At 68.2% G+C, this 19,966-nt stretch carries 19 protein-coding genes; 12 read left to right on the forward strand and 7 right to left on the reverse strand.

The window, feature by feature from the left end:
- Window positions 1-40 precede the first annotated feature (40 nt).
- The 3 genes from ACZ0AE_RS06170 to ACZ0AE_RS06180 all read left to right on the forward strand — a co-directional run bounded on the left by ACZ0AE_RS06170 (window position 41) and on the right by ACZ0AE_RS06180 (window position 3,130).
- Window positions 41-763 (forward strand): pseudouridine synthase, encoded by a 723-nt coding sequence (locus ACZ0AE_RS06170; protein ID WP_038689523.1) that lies wholly within the window; start codon window positions 41-43, stop codon window positions 761-763.
- Window positions 764-833: 70 nt separating this feature from the next.
- Window positions 834-1,904, forward strand: a complete 1,071-nt coding sequence (locus tag ACZ0AE_RS06175) for a sensor domain-containing diguanylate cyclase (RefSeq protein WP_447592653.1) — start codon at window positions 834-836, stop codon at window positions 1,902-1,904.
- Window positions 1,905-1,969: 65 nt separating this feature from the next.
- The gene (locus ACZ0AE_RS06180) at window positions 1,970-3,130 is read left to right on the forward strand and encodes an AAA family ATPase (RefSeq protein ID WP_463600639.1); all 1,161 of its coding nucleotides are present in this window, start codon (window positions 1,970-1,972) and stop codon (window positions 3,128-3,130) included.
- A 31-nt stretch (window positions 3,131-3,161) separates the two neighbouring features.
- On the opposite strand, the gene ACZ0AE_RS06185 is transcribed toward ACZ0AE_RS06180, so the two are convergent.
- Window positions 3,162-4,109 (reverse strand): DMT family transporter, encoded by a 948-nt coding sequence (locus tag ACZ0AE_RS06185; protein ID WP_141058815.1) that lies wholly within the window; start codon window positions 4,107-4,109, stop codon window positions 3,162-3,164.
- 70 nt (window positions 4,110-4,179) lie between these two features.
- Here ACZ0AE_RS06185 and ACZ0AE_RS06190 point away from each other — a divergent pair, with 70 nt between their 5' ends.
- Entirely contained in the window at window positions 4,180-4,860 is a 681-nt protein-coding gene (locus ACZ0AE_RS06190) for a Pr6Pr family membrane protein (RefSeq protein WP_051598865.1), read from the forward strand.
- Between the two features lie 64 nt (window positions 4,861-4,924).
- Here the strand turns inward: ACZ0AE_RS06190 and ACZ0AE_RS06195 are convergent, their stop codons facing one another.
- Entirely contained in the window at window positions 4,925-5,740 is an 816-nt protein-coding gene (locus tag ACZ0AE_RS06195) for a DUF72 domain-containing protein (protein ID WP_448133293.1), read from the reverse strand.
- Window positions 5,737-6,177 carry a VOC family protein gene (locus tag ACZ0AE_RS06200; RefSeq protein ID WP_463600640.1) on the reverse strand — a complete coding sequence of 147 codons (441 nt, stop codon included), beginning with the start codon at window positions 6,175-6,177 and terminating at the stop codon, window positions 5,737-5,739. Before ACZ0AE_RS06200 ends, ACZ0AE_RS06195 begins: the two co-directional genes overlap by 4 nt.
- Before the next feature lie 132 nt (window positions 6,178-6,309).
- Here ACZ0AE_RS06200 and ACZ0AE_RS06205 point away from each other — a divergent pair, with 132 nt between their 5' ends.
- Window positions 6,310-7,887 (forward strand): serine hydrolase, encoded by a 1,578-nt coding sequence (locus ACZ0AE_RS06205; protein WP_448133294.1) that lies wholly within the window; start codon window positions 6,310-6,312, stop codon window positions 7,885-7,887.
- An 87-nt stretch (window positions 7,888-7,974) separates the two neighbouring features.
- Complete coding sequence (smrA, locus tag ACZ0AE_RS06210) at window positions 7,975-9,807, forward strand: multidrug efflux ABC transporter SmrA (RefSeq protein WP_463600641.1); 1,833 nt, start codon at window positions 7,975-7,977, stop codon at window positions 9,805-9,807.
- Between the two features lie 130 nt (window positions 9,808-9,937).
- Here the strand turns inward: smrA and ACZ0AE_RS06215 are convergent, their stop codons facing one another.
- On the reverse strand, window positions 9,938-11,749 hold the full coding sequence (locus ACZ0AE_RS06215; protein ID WP_038689511.1) for a DUF885 domain-containing protein: 1,812 nt from the start codon (window positions 11,747-11,749) through the stop codon (window positions 9,938-9,940).
- Window positions 11,750-11,852: 103 nt separating this feature from the next.
- Between ACZ0AE_RS06215 and ACZ0AE_RS06220 the strand changes: the two genes are divergently transcribed.
- Together ACZ0AE_RS06220 and ACZ0AE_RS06225 are read left to right on the forward strand one after the other, a co-directional pair.
- The gene (locus ACZ0AE_RS06220) at window positions 11,853-12,209 is read left to right on the forward strand and encodes a GFA family protein (protein ID WP_038689509.1); all 357 of its coding nucleotides are present in this window, start codon (window positions 11,853-11,855) and stop codon (window positions 12,207-12,209) included.
- Complete coding sequence (locus ACZ0AE_RS06225) at window positions 12,210-13,022, forward strand: DUF4349 domain-containing protein (protein WP_455898844.1); 813 nt, start codon at window positions 12,210-12,212, stop codon at window positions 13,020-13,022.
- A gap of 44 nt (window positions 13,023-13,066) precedes the next feature.
- On the opposite strand, the gene ACZ0AE_RS06230 is transcribed toward ACZ0AE_RS06225, so the two are convergent.
- Together ACZ0AE_RS06230 and ACZ0AE_RS06235 are read right to left on the reverse strand one after the other, a co-directional pair.
- Window positions 13,067-13,360, reverse strand: a complete 294-nt coding sequence (locus ACZ0AE_RS06230; RefSeq protein WP_038689504.1) for a hypothetical protein — start codon at window positions 13,358-13,360, stop codon at window positions 13,067-13,069.
- 69 nt (window positions 13,361-13,429) lie between these two features.
- On the reverse strand, window positions 13,430-14,377 hold the full coding sequence (locus tag ACZ0AE_RS06235; protein WP_463600642.1) for a LysR substrate-binding domain-containing protein: 948 nt from the start codon (window positions 14,375-14,377) through the stop codon (window positions 13,430-13,432).
- 161 nt (window positions 14,378-14,538) lie between these two features.
- On the opposite strand from ACZ0AE_RS06235, the gene ACZ0AE_RS06240 reads away from it, so the two are divergent.
- Window positions 14,539-15,420: a DMT family transporter gene (locus ACZ0AE_RS06240; RefSeq protein ID WP_463600643.1), complete on the forward strand. Its 882-nt coding sequence runs from the start codon at window positions 14,539-14,541 to the stop codon at window positions 15,418-15,420.
- A gap of 234 nt (window positions 15,421-15,654) precedes the next feature.
- Here ACZ0AE_RS06240 and ACZ0AE_RS06245 read toward each other — a convergent pair whose 3' ends face one another.
- Entirely contained in the window at window positions 15,655-16,557 is a 903-nt protein-coding gene (locus ACZ0AE_RS06245) for a peptidylprolyl isomerase (RefSeq protein ID WP_463600644.1), read from the reverse strand.
- A 124-nt stretch (window positions 16,558-16,681) separates the two neighbouring features.
- Here ACZ0AE_RS06245 and ACZ0AE_RS06250 point away from each other — a divergent pair, with 124 nt between their 5' ends.
- The 3 genes from ACZ0AE_RS06250 (at window position 16,682) to ACZ0AE_RS06260 (ending at window position 19,760) form a co-directional block, all read left to right on the forward strand.
- Entirely contained in the window at window positions 16,682-18,166 is a 1,485-nt protein-coding gene (locus ACZ0AE_RS06250; protein ID WP_463600645.1) for a hypothetical protein, read from the forward strand.
- A 230-nt stretch (window positions 18,167-18,396) separates the two neighbouring features.
- Entirely contained in the window at window positions 18,397-18,762 is a 366-nt protein-coding gene (locus ACZ0AE_RS06255) for a PadR family transcriptional regulator (RefSeq protein WP_038689494.1), read from the forward strand.
- Window positions 18,759-19,760: a sensor domain-containing protein gene (locus ACZ0AE_RS06260; protein ID WP_313425822.1), complete on the forward strand. Its 1,002-nt coding sequence runs from the start codon at window positions 18,759-18,761 to the stop codon at window positions 19,758-19,760. The genes ACZ0AE_RS06255 and ACZ0AE_RS06260 overlap by 4 nt, the downstream gene beginning before the upstream one ends.
- Window positions 19,761-19,966 lie beyond the last annotated feature (206 nt).

A 19,966-nucleotide genomic window follows, 5' to 3' on the forward strand; every position in this document is an offset into this window, starting at 1 on the left:
CGGCGCCCTGCGCGGGCCGGGTTTGCCGGATAATGGGCCGATGACAATCCGACTCAACAAACACATCGCCGAAACCGGCTTCTGTTCCCGGCGTGAAGCCGACCGCCTGATCGGCGAACGCCGCGTCACCGTCAACGGCCACCCGGCCGGTACCGGTGCGGTGGTCGGCGAGGGTGACGTGGTGCTGGTCGACGGCCAGCCGCTGCGTGCCCGCGAAGCCAAGAAGGCCGGCGGCCGCAAACACGTCTACATCGCGCTGAACAAGCCGGTCGGCATCACCTGCACCACCGAAAGCACGGTCAAGGGCAACATCGTCGAGTTCGTCGGCCACGAGCAGCGGATCTTCCCGATCGGCCGCCTGGACAAGGATTCCGAAGGCCTGATCCTGCTGACCAGCAACGGCAACATCGTCAACCAGATCCTGCGCGCCGAGAACGGCCACCAGAAGGAATACATGGTGGCGGTCAACAAGCCGGTCACCGACGAGTTCCTGCGTGGCATGGCCCGCGGTGTCCGCATCCACGACGAAACCACGCTGCCGTGCCGCACCAGCAAGCTGGCCAAGTTCGGCTTCCGGATCACCCTGCAGCAGGGCCTGAACCGGCAGATCCGCCTGATGGCCGCGGCCTTCGGCTTCCGCGTCACCCAGCTGCGCCGCGTGCGCATCGACAACATCAAGCTGGGCGCCCTCAAGCCGGGCCAGTGGCGCAACCTGACCGACGCCGAGCTCAAGGGCCTGCTGCCCAAGCAGCTGGAATGGTAAGGACGCGCATCACGCGGTGAGCTGGCCGTCCGGCTAGACTGCGCAGGCACAACCCGCCTGCCTGCCGCCGATGATCAAGCCGTCCCTGCCGGACAACGAAGAGCAGCGCCTGCTGGCGCTGCAGCGCTACCAGATCCTGGATACCGCCAAAGAGCGGTCCTTCGAGGATCTGGTCACCATTGCCACGGCATTGTGCGGCACCCGCATGGGGGCGGTGACCCTGGTCGACCGCGACCGCCAGTGGTTCAAGGCCCGCCAGGCGCTGGACGCCACGGAAACCTCGCGCGATATCTCCTTCTGCGGGCATGCCATCCTGCAGCCTGACCAGGTCATGGTGGTGGAAGACGCACGGCAGGACCCGCGGTTCTTCGACAACCCGGTGGTGGTCGACGACCCGCATATCCGCTTCTATGCCGGCGCGCCGCTGCTCAGTTTCGATGGCCTGCCGCTGGGCACGCTGTGCGTGTTCGACGCCAACCCGGGGCACCTGCGGCCCGACCAGGCCCAGGCGCTGGTGGCGCTGTCGCGCCAGGTGTCGCTGGTGATGGAGCTGCGCCGCTACGCGTATGAGATCCAGCAGCACATGCGTGACCGGGCCTGGTACGAACAACGCCTGTCCGAATACAACGCCCTGCTCGAACAGCAGAACGCCGACCTGGCCGAGCAGAGCCGCACCGATCCACTGACCGGGCTGCCCAACCGGCGGGCGATGAGCCTGGCGCTGGAAGCGGCGGTCACCGATGCGGACGGACAGCCGCGGCAGACCGCGGTGGCACTGCTGGACATCGACCATTTCAAGAACGTCAACGACCTGTACGGCCACGCCACCGGCGACCACGTGCTGGCCGAACTGTCGCGCCTGCTGCGCGCGCATTTCGCCGGGCAGGGCCTGGCGGCACGTTACGGGGGCGAAGAGTTCGTGGTGCTGATGCCCGACACCACGCTCGGCACCGCCGAGCTGCAGTGCGACTTCCTGCGCATGGCCGTGGCCGACCTGCCGCTGGGCATTCCGTTGACGATCAGCATCGGGGTGGCCGCGCATCGCCATGGCGACGGCGTGGACCAGACCCTGGCACGTGCCGACGCGGCGCTGTACCGGGCCAAGCACGAAGGCCGCAACCGGGTGGTGCGCGCGGACTAGGCGCGTCGCACCGCCTGCGAACGCGCTGCCGCAGACTGCCAGGCCCTCCACGCCGAGCCCTGCGCATGCTGCAGACCCTTGCCATTGCCAACTACCGCTCCCTGCACCAGCTGGTGGTGCCGATGGAGCGCCTGAACCTGGTCACCGGCGACAATGGCAGCGGCAAGTCCAGCCTGTACCGCGCGCTGCGGCTGTTGGCGGAGACCGCGCAGGGCGGGGTCGCCGCGGCCCTGGCCCGCGAGGGCGGGCTGGGCTCGGCGCTGTGGGCCGGCCCCGAGCAGATCGACCGGCGCATGCGCCAGGGCGAGGTCCCGGTACAGGGCACGGCGCGCACGCAGCCGGTGTCGCTGCGGCTGGGCTTCGCCGCCGAGACGTTCGGCTATGCCATCGACCTGGGGTTGCCCGTGCCCAGCCAGTCGATGTTCGATCTGGAGCCGCAGATCAAGTCCGAGTGCATCTGGGCCGGGCCGTTCCTGCGCAGCAGCACGCTGCTGGTGGAGCGCCGTGGCGCGCGCGTGCGGCGCCGCAGCGGCCACGGCTGGGAAGGGCTGGACGAACCGCTGTCGGCCTTCGACAGCTTTTTCACCCAGCTGGCCGACCCCCAGCGCATGCCGGAAGTGATGCAGCTGCGCGAGTACATCCGGCGCTGGCGCTTCCACGATCATTTCCGCACCGACAGCGGCGCGCCGGCACGGCAGCCCACGCTGGCGATCCGCACCCCGGTGCTCAGCCACGATGGCCACGACCTGGCGGCCGCCTGGCAGACCATCCTGGAAATCGGCGACGCGCCTGCGCTGGCGCGTGCGGTGGACGACGCCTTCCCGGGCGCACAGGTGCACATCGACGCACACGAAGGACGCCTGGCGCTCAAGTTTCTACAGCCAGGTCTGTTGCGGCCCTTGGCGGCAACGGAACTGTCCGACGGCACGCTGCGTTACCTGCTGCTGGTCGCCGCGTTGCATACGCCGCGACCGCCACCGTTGATGGTGCTCAACGAACCGGAAACCAGCCTGCACCCGGACCTGCTGCCCGCGCTGGCGCGGCTGATCATCGCGACCAGTGCACGCAGCCAGCTGTGGGTGGTGTCGCACGCCAGCCGGCTGATCGCGGCGCTGCAGGAGGCACCGGCCTGCCACACCATCGGGCTGCACAAACCGTTCAGCCGAACCGAGGTGATGGGACAGGGGCTGCTGGACGCACCCGCCTGGCACTGGCCGTCGCGGTAGATGGCTACCGTCGGTCGGCACGATGCGGCGTTCAATCGACGACGTTGTGCGCCTCGGCCGTGCCCAGGATCTCCGGGTGTTGCACCCGCTTGCGCCGGTTCAACAACGGGTGCAGGAACACCGCGCCGACGATGATGGCCACGCCGACGTAGAACACCGGGGTCAGTTCACGCTGCTCGCTGAGCAGCACCATCGCCAGCAGGATCGCGTACACCGGCTCCAGGTTGGTCACCAGCTGCGAGGTGTAGGCGCTGATATGGCGCAGCGCGACCAGGGCCAGCGCAAACGGCAGTAGGGTGCAGACCCCGGCCAGCACCAGCAGCAGCACGCCGTCGTGCAGGCTGGGCACTACCCACAACGGGCCGGCCAGCGGCGGCAGCAGGAAGGGCAGCAGCGGTGCCAACAGGGTCAGGGTGACGGTACCGGCACCCAGTTCCAGCGCCGTCACCGTGAGCGGGTCGGCATGGCTCACAAGACGCTTGTTGAGCGACCCGAACACCGCCACCAGCAGCGCCGACAGCGCCCCGATCAAGACCCCCAGGCGCATGCCATGCGGCACGCCACCCACCACCAGCGCCACGCCCGGCAGCACGGCGATGCCGAAGGCCAGTTCGCGCAGCTGGAACGGCCGCTTGGCCACCCACGGTTCGATCACCGCGGTGAAGACCGGGGCCAGTGCGATGCAGGTGGCGGCCACCGATGCGTTGGCCAGCTTCACCGCGCCGTAGAAGGTCAGCCAGTGCAGCGCGACCAGCGCGCCGACCCCGCAGTAGCCGGCAAACAGCGCCGGTGACAACTGGCGCAGGCCGCGCCAGACCCGCGGCAGCACGGCCAGCATCGCCACCACCAGCAGCATCCGCCACCACACCAGTGGCAGCGCGGGCAGGGTGATCAGCTTGCCGAGGATGGCGGTAATGCCCCACAGCAGCACACAGAAATGGATTTGCAGCAGCGCGCGGCGGGTATCGGTCATCGGCATCGCGATATTGTGCGGCAAGCCGCGGCCGACCGCGACAACCGCGCGGCACCTGGCATGGCATCCTGCGCACATGCAGCCCCATGTCCACGCCCCGCGTCCGCCCGCCGCCGCACCTGCCGTGCCGTCCGCCAGGGCGCGCGCGTGGGCCGGCCTGACCGCCGTCGTCGCCGTCGCCGCGATCACGCTGCAGTACGCGGTGCTGCTGGCCTCGGTGGGGGCCACCGCCGGCAGCGGTCAGGCACTGCTGCGGCTGCTGGGCTACTTCACCATTCTCAGCAACATCGGCGTGGCTGCCGTCTGTCTGGCGCGCCTGCGGGGACGCACCGGCGGCATGGCCGCCCCGGCACCCAGCGCCGCGGTGGCGGTGTACATCGGCATCACCGGCCTGGTCTACGTGCTGGTGCTGCGCACGCTGTGGCACCCGCAGGGCCTGCACTGGTGGGCCGACACCGGCCTGCACTACGTGGTGCCCGTGCTGTACCTGCTGGGCTGGCTGGCCGGACCGCATGGACAGCTGCGCTGGCGCCAGCTGGGCGGCGTGCTGCTGTTCCCGGCGCTCTACCTCGGCTGGGCGCTGCTGGTGGGGCGATGGAGCGGGCAGTACCCGTATCCGTTCCTGGATCTGGCGGCGCTGGGTGCGGTGGGCGTGGCACGCAACGCGGCCGTGGTGGGGCTGGCCTTCGTGGCCCTGGCCGCGTTGCTGTGGCGGATCGACATGCGGATGGGCGCGCGATCACGCACCGTGCGGTAGGTATCGACCGTTGGTCGATACGGGTTTGACGCCGGGCGCAATGGCAGCCGACCAACGGTCGGCTCTACGTGGCGCCTACGCGCGCCAACTGGTCGCGCAACGCCATCGCCGCGCCGGGATTGCGCTGCTTGGCCGCACCAATGAACAGCATGTACACCTCGCGCGGGCCCGAGGTCGGCGCTTCGGCGGCTACATGCGGCAGGTCCGGATTGTCCTCGCCGCGGGCCCAGCGCATCGCCCGCAGGCACCACTGTTCCAATGCGCGCTCCGGGTAGCCAGCACGCAGGTTCGCGCGCGCATGCATCAGCCGCGCGTAGACGAAGTCCGCGGTGGGGTCGGCAAAGCTCGGGTAGTCGTTGGAGCCGCTGAAGACCAGCGCGGCGTTGTGCGCGCGCGCCACCGCCACCAGTTCCGCGCTCCACGCGGCCGGGTTGCGCACCTCCAGCGCGTGCTGCAACGCGCGCCCGTCGGCCGTGCGCGGCAGCTGCGCCAGGAACCGGTCGAACTCCTGCGCGCCCGCCGGATGGGTGTCGCCGAACTGCCACACCAGCGGTCCGAGCCGATCGCCCAGCGCGACGATGCCGTCGATGAAGGCCTCCGCACGCGCGCCTACCGTCGTCAGGTCATGGGTCTGGGTGACGGTGCGGGGCGCCTTGGCCGAAAAACGGAACCCGGGCGGCGTCTGCTCGCGCCACTGCGTGTAGATGGCCGGCTTCTGTGCCCGGTAGAAGGTGCTGTTGATCTCGATGCAGCCCAGCGCCCGGCTCGCGTGCGCCAGCTCTTCGCGTTGCGCCAGGCCGGCCGGATAGAAGGTTCCGCCGCGCCAACCCGGAAACACCCAGCCGCCGATGCCGGTACGGATGCGTCCTGCCGCCGTCATGTGTCGCCCGCGTGGGCGCGCCACGGGTCGTAACTGCCGAACCACCACAGGTAGCCTTCCAGGTCGCGGCACGCGTAGCCGCGGCCGCCATAGGCCTGGTCGGCGATGTCCATCACCACCTGCGCGCCAGCGGCCACGGCGCGCGCGTAGTGCGCATCCGGGTCGGCCACGATCACGCAGGCACTCTGGGTCTGGCGGCCGTCCACCTCGTCGGGGTGCACGCTGTAGCGCCCCCACTCGCTGGCGTTGTCGACCGAGCCGAGCATGATCATGCCGTGGCCGTACACCAGCTGCGCGTGGTGCACGACGTCGCCATCGGCATACACCGCCTGCGGCTCGAAGCCGAACGCGCGCTGCAGCCAGGCAATGGCGGCGTGCGCATCGCGATAGCGCAGGCAGGGAATGACGGTGGATACGGTGTCGGCAGGCGCGGTCATACAGGGCTCCGGGGCGGTCCGCCTTCTGGCACAGGCGAGCCTGAGCGCCCCCGCGTTACCATCGTGCGAAACCCGGCCCAAGGCGCGCCTGCGCGCCTCAACGCCCCCGCGACACGCAACTGGAGACACTGCTTGAACACATCCTGGATCGGAGGCGTTGTGCTGCTGGCATGCGCACCTTTGGCATCGGCGGCAGTGCCGGCCGAACTGCAGCGGCTGGACGCCACGGTCGAGCGTGCGCGCAGCACATTCGACGTACCCGGCATCGCGGTGGCGGTGGTCAAGGATGGCCAGGTGGTATTCGAGCGCGGCTACGGCGTGCGCGAGCTGGGCAAGCCGGCACCGGTGCAGGCCGATACCCTGTTCGCCATCGCCTCCAACACCAAGGCGTTCACCGCCACCGCGCTGAACCTGCTGGCCGAGCAGGGCAAGCTGAAGATGGACGACCGGGTGATCGACCACCTGCCCGGGTTCCGCATGTCCGACGCCTACGTCACCGGCGAAATGCGCATCCGCGACCTGCTCTCGCACCGCAGCGGGCTCAGCCTGGGCGCGGGCGACCTGCTGTTCTGGCCGACCACGACCTACAGCAACCAGGAAGTGGTCGCTCGCCTGGCCAAGGTGCCGCTGAAGGCCGGTTTCCGTGACCGCTACGCGTACGACAACATCCTGTATGCAGTGGCCCAGCAGGTGATCGAGCAGGTGTCCGGGCAGTCCTACGCCGATTTCCTGCAGCAGCACATCTTCACCCCGGTTGGCATGGCCGGCACCCGCTACAACGCCGACCACCTGCAGCCGGGCGACAACGCCGCCGTTGGCCATGCCAAGTACGACTTCAAGGCCCTGCGCACGGTGGCGCCGCTGACCTGGTCCAACAACGCCGGTGCGGGCGGCATCTATTCCAGCGTGCATGACATGGCGCGCTGGATGAACGTGCAGCTGGCCCACGGCACGCTGGAAAACGGCACGGCGCTGTTCAGCGCAAAAAGCCAGCAGGGCATGTGGCAGATGATCACCCCCCAGGTGGTACCCGAACCGAGCGTGCCGCAGCTGGCGGCCGCGCGCCCGAACTTCGCCGGCTATGGCGAAGGCTGGAGCCTGAGCGACTACCGCGGCCAGAAACTGGTCTGGCATACCGGCGGCTGGCCGGGCATGGTGTCGCGGGTGACGCTGGTGCCCGAACAGAAGCTGGGCATCGTGGTGCTGACCAACCAGGAAGTGGGCGCGGCCTTCAACGCCATCACCATGGACGTGCTGGACGCCTACCTGAGTGCACCGCAGACCGACTGGGTGGCGGCCTATGCCGCGGCCGTGGCCAAGGCGCAGGACAAGGCCGATGAAGGCTGGGCCACCCACCAGGCCGCACGCGACGCGAAATCCACGCCCTCGCTGCCGCTCGCAAGCTACGCGGGCGGCTACCGCGACGCGTGGTATGGCGACGTCTTCGTCGAGCAGAGCGCGGGCAAACTGCGCCTGCGCTTCGGCAGGACCGCGCAGCTGGTGGGCAAACTGGAGCACTGGCAGCACGACACCTTCATCGTGCGCTGGGACGACCGCTCGCTCAACGCCGATGCCTTCGTCACCTTCAGCCTGGACCCGGACGGCAAGGTCCGCGATGTGCGCATGCAGGCCATCTCGTCGTTGACCGATTTCAGCTTCGATTTCCAGGATCTGCTGCTGGTGCCGATCAAGACCGACGTCAAGGGCTGAACCGCACGCGCGGCGTGAGCTGCAGGTAAAGGCATGCAGCAGGCCGCGGTGGGATAATCGCGGCCTGCTTTGCTTCGGGGTAATGGAATGTTCCGCTGGTTCGAGTCGCTGATTCCGGTTTTTCCGCCCATCGACGGGCGCATGCCACCGCGCAAGGTCGTGCCGTTCTACATCCACTACCTGCGCCCGGTGTGGCCGGTGCTGCTGGCCACGCTGATTGCCGGGCTGCTGCTGGCGCTGGTGGAAGTGGCGATGTTCGACTTCCTCGGCCGCATCGTGGACATGGTGGCCGAACAACCCGGTGCCGGGTTCTTCCAGCGCCACGCCAACGAGTTGCTGTGGATGGTGGTCATCACCGTGCTGCTGCGCCCGGTGCTGATGGGGCTGCACAACCTGCTGGTCAACCAGGCCATCGTGCCGGGGCTGAGCAATCGCTCGCGCTGGCTGATGCACAACTACGTGGTGCGGCAGAGCCTGAGCTTCTTCCAGAACGATTTCGCCGGCAGCATGGCCAACCGGGTGATGCAGACCGGTACCTCGCTGCGCGAATCGGCCGTGCAGATGGTCGATTCGCTCTGGTACATCGTGGTGTACACCGGCACGGCGCTGTACCTGTTCGCGCAGGCCGACTGGCGGCTGATGATTCCGCTGCTGCTGTGGATGGCCGCCTACGTGGTGATCATGTGGTACTTCGTGCCGCGTGCGAAGGAACGTGCCTGGATCGCCTCCGAAGCGCGCTCCAAGGCAATGGGCCGGATCGTGGACGGCTACACCAACATCCCCACGTTGAAGCTGTTCGCCCACGGCGGGCGCGAGCAGGCGTATGTGGCCGAGGCGATCGACGAGCTGGCGGCCAAGCACCGCCGACAGACCCGGGTGACCACCGGCATGGACCTGACCATCGCCATCGTCAACGGTTTCCTGATCGCCGGCACCTGCGGCCTGGCGCTGTGGCTGTGGAATGGCGGGCACATCAGCGTGGGCGCCATCACCCTGGCAACGGGGCTGGTGATCCGCATCCACAACATGTCCGGCTGGATCATGTGGACCATCAACGGGATCTTCGAGGACATCGGCACGGTGCAGGACGGCATCACCACCATTTCCCAGCCGTTGACCGTGCAGGATCGCGACGACGCGACCGCGCTGCAGGTGACGCAGGGTGGGGTGCATTTCGACCACATCCACTTCCACTACGGCAAGACCGGCGGGGTGATCGCCGGGCTGGACCTGGACGTGAAGCCGGGCGAGAAGATCGGCCTGGTCGGGCCGTCGGGTGCGGGCAAGTCCACGTTGGTGAACGTGCTGCTGCGTCTGTATGACCTGGAAAGCGGGCAGATCCGCATCGACGGCCAGGACATCGCCAGCGTCACCCAGGAAAGCCTGCGCCGGCAGATCGGCGTGGTGACCCAGGACACCTCGCTGCTGCATCGCTCGATCCGCGACAACCTGCTGTACGGCCGCCCCGACGCCACCGACGCGCAGCTGCGCGCCGCCGTGGCCAAGGCGCGTGCGGAAGCATTCATCGACACCCTGCGTGATGGCGAAGGCCGCCAGGGCTACGACGCGCACGTGGGCGAGCGCGGGGTGAAGCTGTCCGGTGGCCAGCGCCAGCGCATCGCAATCGCACGCGTGCTGCTCAAGGACGCGCCGATCCTGGTGCTGGACGAGGCGACCTCGGCGCTGGACTCGGAAGTGGAAGCGGCCATCCAGGACAATCTGGACGAGCTGATGGCGGGCAAGACGGTGATTGCCATCGCGCACCGTCTGTCGACCATCGCGCGCATGGACCGGCTGGTGGTAATGGACCAGGGGCGCATCGTGGAAACCGGCACGCACGCTGAGTTGATCGCGGCCGGCGGCCTGTACGCGCGCTTGTGGGCGCGCCAGACCGGCGGCTTCGTCGCCGCCGACGCCTAACCGATGCCGACGCTGCCGGGGGGGGGGTAGAGCCGACTGTCAGTCGGCTGCTCCGGCTCTACGAAACCACACAAAAAAATGGCCCGGTTCGCACCGGGCCGTTGCCTGTCTGACGAGGAACCAGGCGGGTTTACTCGATCGGCTGGTCCAGCATCAGCTGGCGCGCGAAGCGCACCGGCGGGGCGCCGTAGGACAGCATCTGGTCGTGGTAGGCCTTCAGGTTGAACTTCGCGCCCTGCTTGTCCTGCACGGCCTTGCGGGTGTCGAAGTGTTCCTGCGCACCGACGAAGTAGGTCGGCAGCTGGGCCGAGGTCAGCTGTGCACGCACCCACTTGCCCGACGCTTCGCTTTCCTGCTGGAAGGCATCGTGGGTCATCAGCTGCATCGCCTGCTCACGCGTCCAGTTGTCCACGTGCACGCCCTGGTCCAGGATCGCGTTGGAAATGGTGCGCAGGTAGAACTTCAGCTGCACAAGGTGGAACAGCGGATCGTTGTCCAGGTAACCCTGCTCCTGCATCATCCGCTCGGTGTACACCGCCCAGCCTTCGGCGAACAGGCCCGAACGCAGCACCGCGCGGAGCGTGGACGGGAACTTGCCCGAATGCCAGCCTTCCAGGTAATGGCCCGGCGTGCCTTCATGGATGCTCAGCAGGTGGATCATGCGGCTGTTGTATTCGCGCAGGAACGAGTCGACCTGCTTGTCGTTCCAGTCGTCGGGAATCGGCGAGACCGCGTAGAAGGTCTTCAGGTTCTTGTCCAGCGGGCCCGGCGAATCGCAGTAGGCCACGGCCACGCCGCGCTGGAACTCCGGCATCAGGATGATGTCCACTGGCGAATCGGGCAGGGTCATCAGGTCATGCTTGCGCACGAACTCGGTGGACTGCGCCAGCGCGGCCTTGGCATCGTCGACCACCTTGTCGCGGGCCGGCTTGTCGGCGTAGGCCAGCTCCAGCGCTGCTTCGATCGCGGCCTGCTGCTGTTCGTCGCTCGGGTTGGCCGGCAGTGCCGGGGCACCCGGCTTGTCCTTGAGCACGGTCTGCGCGATGCCGTACATGTCCTGGCGCACGCGCTTGAGTTCGGCGCGCGCGCGCTCACCGATCTCGGCGCGCGACAGCGACGAGTTCAAGGCGAACTTCAGCTTCTGGTCGTACAGCTCCGCACCGATGCGGAAGTCGCCCTTGGCATTCGGCACCAGGGTCTTGTCCAGCCAGGTCTGCTGCTCTTCAACGGCCTTCTTCAAGCCATCGATGGCCGCCTGCAGGCGCTTGCCGTCTTCGGCCGGCAGCTCGCCGATGTGCGGGGTGATGAAGGTATCGACGATGCTCAGGATGCCGCGGTTCTGCTTGGCCACGGTCTCGGCATGGATCTTCGGCACGCGGGCCGGGTCCAGGTTCTCACGGGCCTGGGCAAAGATCTGCGGCAGCTTCTCCATGCGCGCGGTGGCCGACTTCAGGCGCTCGGGCAGCGGTGCGAACTCGCGTGCCATCAGGCCGTAGATCGCGCTGCCTGCAACGCCGTTGTAGATCTGCGGATCCCACTTGGACGACTGCAGCACCTCGGCGCTCCAGATTTCCGACTGCAGCTGGTTGCGCAGGATCGCCGCGTCCACCTGGTTCTCGCGCGACAGCTTGCTGACGTCGATGCGGTCCAGGTCGGCGACAAGGCCCTTGTAGGCCGTCAACATCTTCTGCTGGCCGGCGGCGCTCAGGTCGTCGATCTCCGCATCGTAGCGGTGGTCGCCGATCTGGGTGGCGCTGATCGGCGACAGCTGCATCCAGGTATCCAGCGCGCGCTTGGACAGGTCGGCGAAGGCGGCGTCCACGGCGGCGTCGCCAGCGGGGGCAGCGGCGGCCGGCGTACCGGGTGCCGCGGGCGGGGCGTCAGCCTGCTGGCAGCCGCCGAGGGCGGCGATCAGGGCGAGGGCGAGAAGATGCTGGCGCATCGGCGATCCTGTGCTGTGGTCAATCGCCGAGCATAGGCCCCCGCGCCCGGCCGCGCCCGTGCCATTGGATTACCATGGCCCTTTCCCAGCCGGAGGGTGCGCCATGCAGTACGAAGGGAGCTGCCATTGCGGGCAGATCGCGTTCGTGGTCGAGGCGGCCGAGCCGATCACCGAGGCCCTGGACTGCAACTGTTCGCTGTGCCGTCGCCGCGGTGGCCTGCTGTGGTTCGGCCCGCGCGAGGCGCTGCGGCTGACCACCGATCCGGCCGACGTGGCCACCTACCAGTTCAACCAGCACCACCTGGAACACCACCATTGCCGTACCTGTGGCACCGCCCCGTTCAGCGAGGGCGTGGACCCCCGCAGTGGAAGCAGGATGGTGGCGGTGAACGTACGTTGCCTGCCCGGGGTGGACCTGGACGGGCTCACGATCAATCGCTTCGACGGAGCAAGCAAATAAATGAAACGGACGATGTGGCACCCCAAGGGTGCATGGGCAGGGATGCTGGTGCTCGGGCTGGCCGGCTGCGCGGCCCAGAAGCACGGCGAAGCGGCCGCCGACGCGGGCGCCGGTGCACTGGCATCGCCGGAAGGCGCGATGCTGGCCTACGAACACGATCTGGACATCACCCTGGACGCGGCCGGTATCGCCCCGCGCGTGAAGCAGATCGCCGAGGCGTGCCAGTCCGCGCGGTTCGGTGACTGCGCGGTCCTGCAGGTGGGCCAGCAGGGCGGCGAATACCCCAGCGGTTCGGTCAAGGTGCGGATCGCGCCCAAGGGGGTTGAGCCGCTGATCGGGCTGGCCGGGCAGGGCGGTGAGGTGGCCTCGCGCAACACCCATGCCGAAGACCTCGCCCAGCAGGTGGCCGATACCGCACTGACCAAGGCGCGCCTGCAGAAGGAACACGAGCGGCTGCTGGCCTACCAGGACAGCAAGGACATCAAGCTCGCCGACCTGCTCACCATCACCCAGCGCCTGTCGGAAATCGAGGCCGGGGTCGAGCAGGCCAACAAGGAGGCGGCCCAGCAGCACCGCCGTATCGACACGCAGCTGGTGACGATGCAGTTCCACACCCCGTCCGGGCAGCGCAGCCGCAGCCAGATCGGTGAAGCGCTGAGCGAGTCCGGCGCCGTGCTGACCACCAGCGTGGCCTTCCTGATCCGCGCGCTGTCGGCGTTGCTGCCGTGGGCCGTGGTGGCCTGGGTGTTCGCTTGGATCGGCAGCGTGCTGTGGCGCCGCCGCAAGCGCCGCCTGGCCGCACGGGCCAGCTGACGCGGCAAGGCGCGGTGCCGGTCAAACCCGGCACCGCGCAGCCATCAGCCTTCGTCGTGTTCGTATTCCACGAACACGTCCAGCTCCAACGCCAGTTCCTGCACCGCATCGCGCACGCGCTGGGCGGCGAGCGCATTACCCACCTCCACTTCCAGCTCGTGGATGCCCGGGCCGATGTCGTCGGACAGGCCGGCCGAACTGGAATCGTCATCGTCCATGTGCGGCATCAGGTCGTCGGTTTCTTCGACATGCTCGATGCCTTCGATGCTCTGCAGCAGGTCGGTGATGGCACGCGCGTCGTCATCGCTGCCGGTAATTCTGAGTCGCAACAGGGCCATGGAACACGCCTTGGGGGAAAGGAACTCCAGCCTAGCCAGCGCGTGGACAAGGCCGGGTGAGGATGGGCGCTACCGCGCACCGGACAATGCGGGCCGGCCCAGCAGTTCATCCGGCAGCGCCGGTATCGGTGTGCGCTCATCCAGCGCTTCGCGTTTGAGCCAATCCATGAAGGCCACCGCGGTAGGGCTGAGCGGGCGGTGTTCGGCATGCACCACGTAATAGGCATAGCGCGCCTTCAGGGCCGGGCCGGGCAACCGCACCAGTTCATAGCGTTGCAGATACGGCTGGGCGATGTGCTTGCGCGCCAGCACCGCGCCGATGCCATACACCGCCGCGCGCATCGCGTCGGTGCTGTCGCTGAATGAATGCACCGACGGCAGTTCCAGACCGCGCACCCCGGCGGCGCGGAACCAGTCGCGCCAGCCCTGCGGCGACATGTCGCTGATCAGGGGCAACGCCGCGATCTGCGCCGGTTCGCGCAGGGCCGCCACGCCGGCCAACGCGGGCGACGCGACCGGGCATAGCTCGTCGTCCATCAGGTGATGCGCGCGCAGGCCGGGCCATTGCCCCAGCCCGTAGCGGATGCCCAGTTCCGGCCCGGCCTCGTCGAAGCGCACCAGCTCGGTGCTGGTCTGCAGTTCGATGCGCACCTGCGGGTACTGGGCGGTGAAGCGGGCCAACCGGGGCACCAGCCAGCAGTACGACAGCGAGCGGATGGTGGTCACCCGCAGCGGCACGATGTCGGCCTGGGGATGCAGGTTGCCGGCCACCGCGTTGAGATCGCTCAACGCCGCGGCGGCGGCATCGGCCAGCTGGCGGCCTTCGGCGGTCAACCGCACCCCGCGCGCGTGGCGCTGGAACAGCACCGTGCCCAGCAGCACTTCCAGCTTGCGCACGTGGTGGCTGACCGCACTGGCGGTCAGGTGCAGCTCTTCGGCGGCATGGGCGAAATTCTGGTGGCGCGCGGCGACCGCGAAGACCCCCAGCGCGGGCAGCAGGGCAGGGCGCAGGATCATGGACGAGACCCAAATGAGATTTGTGGCTTGCCCGGATACTACGCGCTTGTGGGCCCCTTCCGGTAGGCGGATGCTGTGCCCCTGTCCCCTGGAGCCGCCCCCATGTTGCCGTCCGCGACCGCCATTCAGCCACGCATCTGCCTGTTGTCCGGGGTGCGTCCATGAGCGGCGCACCGCTGGCCAGCGCCGTGGTCGAACGCGACTGGCGCACCCCGCTGGAACTGACCGTGTTGGGCGCGATCTGGGGCTGCTCGTTCCTGTTCATGCGCGTGGCGGTGCCCAGCTTCGGCCCCTATGCGCTGGTGGAAGTGCGGCTGCTGCTGGGCGCGCTCGTGCTGCTGCCGTTCCTGTGGCAAGCCCGCGCGCAGTTCCCGGCACGGCGCTGGCTGTGGTTGGCGCCCATCGGCGTGATCAACTCCGCGATCCCGTTCGTGCTGTTCGCCTGGGCCGCGCAACACGCCCCGGCTGCGATCGGGGCGATCTGCAATGCCATGACCGTGCTGTTCGCCGCGCTGATTGCCTTCCTGTTCTTCGGCGAAAAGATCGGCATGCGCCGCGCCATCGCGCTGCTGGTCGGCTTCGCTGGCGTGGTGGTGCTGGCCACCGCCAAGGTGTCGGGGCTGAGCATCGGCGCGGCGGTCATCGCCGGCGCATTGGCCGCGCTGCTGTACGGCCTGGGGGTGAACCTGGTGAAGCGGCACATGACCGGCTTGCCGCCCGCCGCATCCGCGGGGGCCACCCTCGGCTGCGCCGCCATCGCGCTGCTGCCGATGGCGCTTACCCACTGGCCCACCGGCCCGATCCCGACGGTGTCCTGGGTTTGCGCCATCGCCTTGGGCGTGGTGTGCACCGGCCTAGCGTTCCTGATGTTCTACCGCCTCATCGCCCGCATCGGCCCGGCCCGCGCCTCGACCGTCACCTACCTGGTCCCGATGTTCGGCGCGCTGTTTGCCTGGTTGTTCCTGGGCGAAGCGGTGACCGGGGCGATGGTGGTCGCCGGTGCGTTGATCCTGGGTAGCGTGGCGGCGTCGCAGAAGCGGTAGGTCGTGCGCTCGCGGGCAGGGGCAGCCGACCAACGGTCGGCTCTACCAACGCCTCTTACCCAACCGCACGCGCAATCTGTCCAGAGGCAGGCCGGTAGCCCTGCGCAGGACCGTCCACAACATGGATGTTGTGGACGAGCCCCCAAGGATGGGTTCACGGCGTGTCCTGCGCAGGGCTACCGGACTGCCTCAAGCGCAGAAAAACCAGACGCCGAAGCGTCGGTTGTCTCACCCTTACCGCACCGGCACCGCGATGTTGCACAGGTCGATGTGCCCCGCCGGGCGCTTGTAGAAATCATCCACCCGGTTGCGGCGTGCCTCCACCACATCGGCGAACGTCTTCGACTCGGTGCGCAGCACCTCCAGCTTCGGCCGTTGCGCCGCCGGCACATCGCTGGCGCGCTGGATCGACTGGATCGCCGTGCGCTGCGCGGCGTCGGCATAGAACCCCATCGGCGCCGGCCCACGCGGCAGCGCACTCAGCAGCTCCATGCCCTGCAGCACCCGGCCCACCACCGTGATGTTGCGGTCGAGCTGGCGCGGCGACTGCCCGGTCACCACGTACAGCTCCGCCCCGATGCTGCTGTCTTCCTCGTTGCTGCGCCCGGCACCCAGCGCGCCGTAGCAGTGCGCCAGCCAGGTCTTCCCGTCCTGCCGGTCCTGGCCCACCGGGAAGCCATCGACGAAGCCGGTCTGGTCGGCCCAGCCGTCACGGTCGGGCAGCACGCTCACCTTCAACCCCTTGCTGTCGCGCTGGAACTCGGCCGGGAGCGTGCGCTTGGCACTGCCCAGGGGCTTGGCCTTGGCCGCATCGTCGGCATCGGCATCGCCGAACTGCACCACGAAGTTGTCCTGGGCCCGGTAGATGCTCTCGCCATCCCAGAAATGTTCGTGCGCCAGCGTCTGGATGTTGGCCACGTGCTGGGGCGCGAACGCCGGGGCCAACTCGATCGTGACCCGCCCGGCCGGCAGGTTCATGTACAGCACATTGGCCGGGTCCGGCGTGCGCCAATCGCTGGCCGGGGAGGCATCCAGAATCTGCTGCGGGCTGCGGTAGGGTGTGGCCGCGCTGGCCACTGCGGGCAGCAGGCAGGCGAGGGCGAGGGCGGTCAGGGCAAAGCGGCGATGCTGTGGCATGGGATCCCCGGAACATGAACGAGGTCCTGATTCTGCGCGAGAGTGCGCGCCTGCGCCACGGTGGCGTGCTGGCCCGATCAATGCGTGTGCGGCACGATGGTCATCCTCCCCATGGAAGCACGCGATGGTGATGTCGCACCTGGAAGCGCCCGAAGCCGCACTGCGCGCGATGATCGACCCGATCCTGAAGGGGGTCGTGGATGAAGGTGTGGACCGCGTGTGCTGGTTGCAGGCGTTGCCGCCACGGGGCCTGTTCGATCTTGATGAGCGTCGACGCAGTTGGTGGGCCCCCAACGATGATGGACTGCTCGCCTGCCTGCAGGCCTGTCCGGATGCGCCGGTTGAGGTGCAGGCGGTGGCACTGTTCCTGGCGGGCTCCGATGGCAATGGTCACACGCGCGAGGCTGCGCTCCGGATGATGCGTTCGGTGCCCGGCCATCTGACCCTGTCCTGTGCCTTGCTCCGCTGCAATGACTGGGTGGTCGAGGTGCGTGTCGTGGCACAGGAGGTGGTGATGACTCTCCTCGGGAAGTGCTCGGTGCAGCACGTGCTGGCGGCCTGGCCGATTGCAGTCCGCTTGCGGGATGCGCAGCGCGTGCAGCGGGAGTGGCTTGAGGGAACCTTGTTCGCCTGGCTGTCATCGCCCTCTGCTCAGGTCGTACTGGAAGGGCTCTTGGGCCATACCGATGCACGAACCCGGCTGGCGGCCTATGCCATCGCTCTGCAGATCCATCCGGACCAGGCGGAACTGCGCGCACACGCGCTGCTGGACAGTGATCCACATGTCTCGCATCTGGCGCTTGACCATCTTCTGGAACACGGCGAGCCCGCACAGGTCGAAGCGCAATGTGTCCTCGCATTGTCCGCCCCCTCGAGCAGGGTACGTGGCGCGGCACTGCGCGCGCTGGTCAAACGCGAAGCGCCTGGCCTCGATGCGTGCATCGACGCTGCTGTGTTCGACCGTTCGCGCAGCGTGCGCAGGCTGGCGGCGTGGTTGCTTCAACAGCGTCAGGCTACCTCTGCAATCCAATTGTGGCGCGACGAGCTCAAGCACCGTACACGCGGGCGCTGGCGCGAGGCATTGGAGGCTCTTGGCGATCATGCCGAGGCTGGCGATGTGCATGGATTGCGCACCCTGCTGCCCCAGGTATCGGCGCGTCATCAACGCAACTGTCTACGCGGCTGGCTACGGGCCGAGGGTGGCGCCAGTCTGGCGTTCTTGCGTGTGGCGCTGGAAGCGCCAGGACGGACCGTGAACCAGCTGTTGGCGGGCGCGACAGCACTGTGGGCCACCGAACTGGATCCGGCGCGGCTCTTGGCGTTCTGTCACGACGGTCCTTCGCCCGTGGCGCAGTCTGGCCTGCTCGGACAGTTGCCGATGCTGCCCTTGTGGCAGCACCTCGATCTGCTGCTGGACGCAGTACCGCAGCGCCCCGATGAGCGTGCCTGGCACCTGCAACTGGTGGAAAACTGGCTTCGGGTGAGCCGGCGCTACTCGCCGCTGGGGGCCGCCCGTCGGCAGGCGTTGGTCAGCCGCCTTGAAGAGGGCAGGCACGCCTTGGCGGATCCGGCCGCCGCGCAGGTGCTCGCTGCCATACGGCAGGCTTGAAACCCGCTCGCTGTTGCTGACGAAGGCAGCGCTGAACTCCCGGAGCAACAGCGAGGTGGGCGAGGGCAGACAGGAGAGGGAATCGCTTTCCAGAGAGGCAAGCCGGTTGACGGAGAGCTGTGCCGGGCAGGCGGGTGGCCGACGGACTCCCAACCGGCACGGTGACTAAGGGCACATTCGCTATACCGGACTTCACACTAGTGTTGACTCCACGCTAGTTGGAGAACGCGATGAGCGACCACGATGCCTACCTGAAGAAGTTCCAGAAGGAGCTCAGCTCCGGCACGGTCTCGCTGGCCTTGCTGGCGGTGCTGGCCAAGGCCGGCGAGCCGCTGTACGGCTACCTGATCGCCAAGGAGCTGGAGCGGGTCGGCGAAGGCGTGCTGAGCGGCAAGCAGAGCGCGCTGTACCCGGTGCTGCGCAACCTGGAAGGGGCCGGGTTGCTGGAAAGCCATGTTGAACCGTCGATGGCCGGTCCGCCGCGACGTTACTACCGCATCAATGACACGGGCCGTGAGGTGCTCCGGCAATGGACCGCCGCGTGGCGCGCTACCCGTGATTCCGTCGATTCCGTCCTGGAAGGGGTAATTGAATGAACATCGCGTCCGTGGCCGGTCGGGCCTTGCCGACCACCATTCCCGAGTACCTGGCGCAGCTGCGCGCCGCCCTGCATGACGCCGACCCGGCGATGGTGCAGGACGCGTTGTACGACGCCGAAGAGTACCTGCGCTCCGAGCTGGCGGCCCAGCCCGGCCGCAGCGAGGCCGAGGTGATCGCCGACGTCGCCAGCAGTTACGGCGCACCCGAAGAAGTGGCCGACATCTACCGCGAAACCGAAATCACCGTGAACCGCGCGCTGCGGACGCCCAGCGCGGGTGCCGCGCCGCTGCGCCGGGCCGTGGTGGCCACTGGCACTGTCGGTGGGGCGGCGGCCGCGGCAAGCATCGGCACGCCGCCGCCTGCCACGCCCAAGCCGCGTTCGGCGCTGGCCCGGTTCTTCGGCGTAGCGCTGGAAGCACGCACTTATGGGGCGCTGTTCTACATGCTGCTGTCGCTGGCTACCGGCACGTTCTTCTTCACCTGGGTGGTAACCGGGTTGTCGCTGTCGCTGGGGTTGATGGTGCTGATCATCGGCATTCCGATCACCGTGCTGTTCTTCGGATCGGTCCGCGGCCTGTCACTGCTGGAAGGGCGGCTGGTGGAAGCACTGCTGGGCGAGCGCATGCCGCGCCGGCCGACCTATTCCGACCGCAGCCGCAGCTGGCTGCAGCGGGTGGGCGACATGTTCACCGATGGCCGCACCTGGCTGACGCTGCTGTACTTCGTGCTGATGCTGCCGCTGGGCATCGTGTACTTCACCATCGCGGTGACCTTGCTGTCGATCTCGCTGAGCTTCATCTGGGCGCCGGTCGCAGCCTTGTTCACCGGTGAGATACCGGGCATCTACATCGAAGGCGAGCAGATGCTGTCGATGTGGGCCACGCCGCTGCTGGCGGTGGCCGGGGTGCTGCTGCTGTTCGTCACCCTGCACCTGGCACGCGGCATCGGCCGCCTGCACGGGATGATGGCCAAGCACCTGCTGGTGCGGCTGTAGATCCCGACGGTTGCCCGGTGAACGAAACCCGGTAGTGCCGGCCGCTGGCCGGCTCCAGGCAACGCAGAACGAAACCCGGTAGTGCCGGCCGCTGGCCGGCTCCAGGCAATGCAGAACGAAACCCGGTAGTGCCGGCCGCTGGCCGGCTCCAGGCAACGCAGAACGAAACCAGGTAGTGCCGGCCGCTGGCCGGCTCCAGGCAATGC

The organism is Stenotrophomonas sp. AC248 (assembly GCF_979258185.1).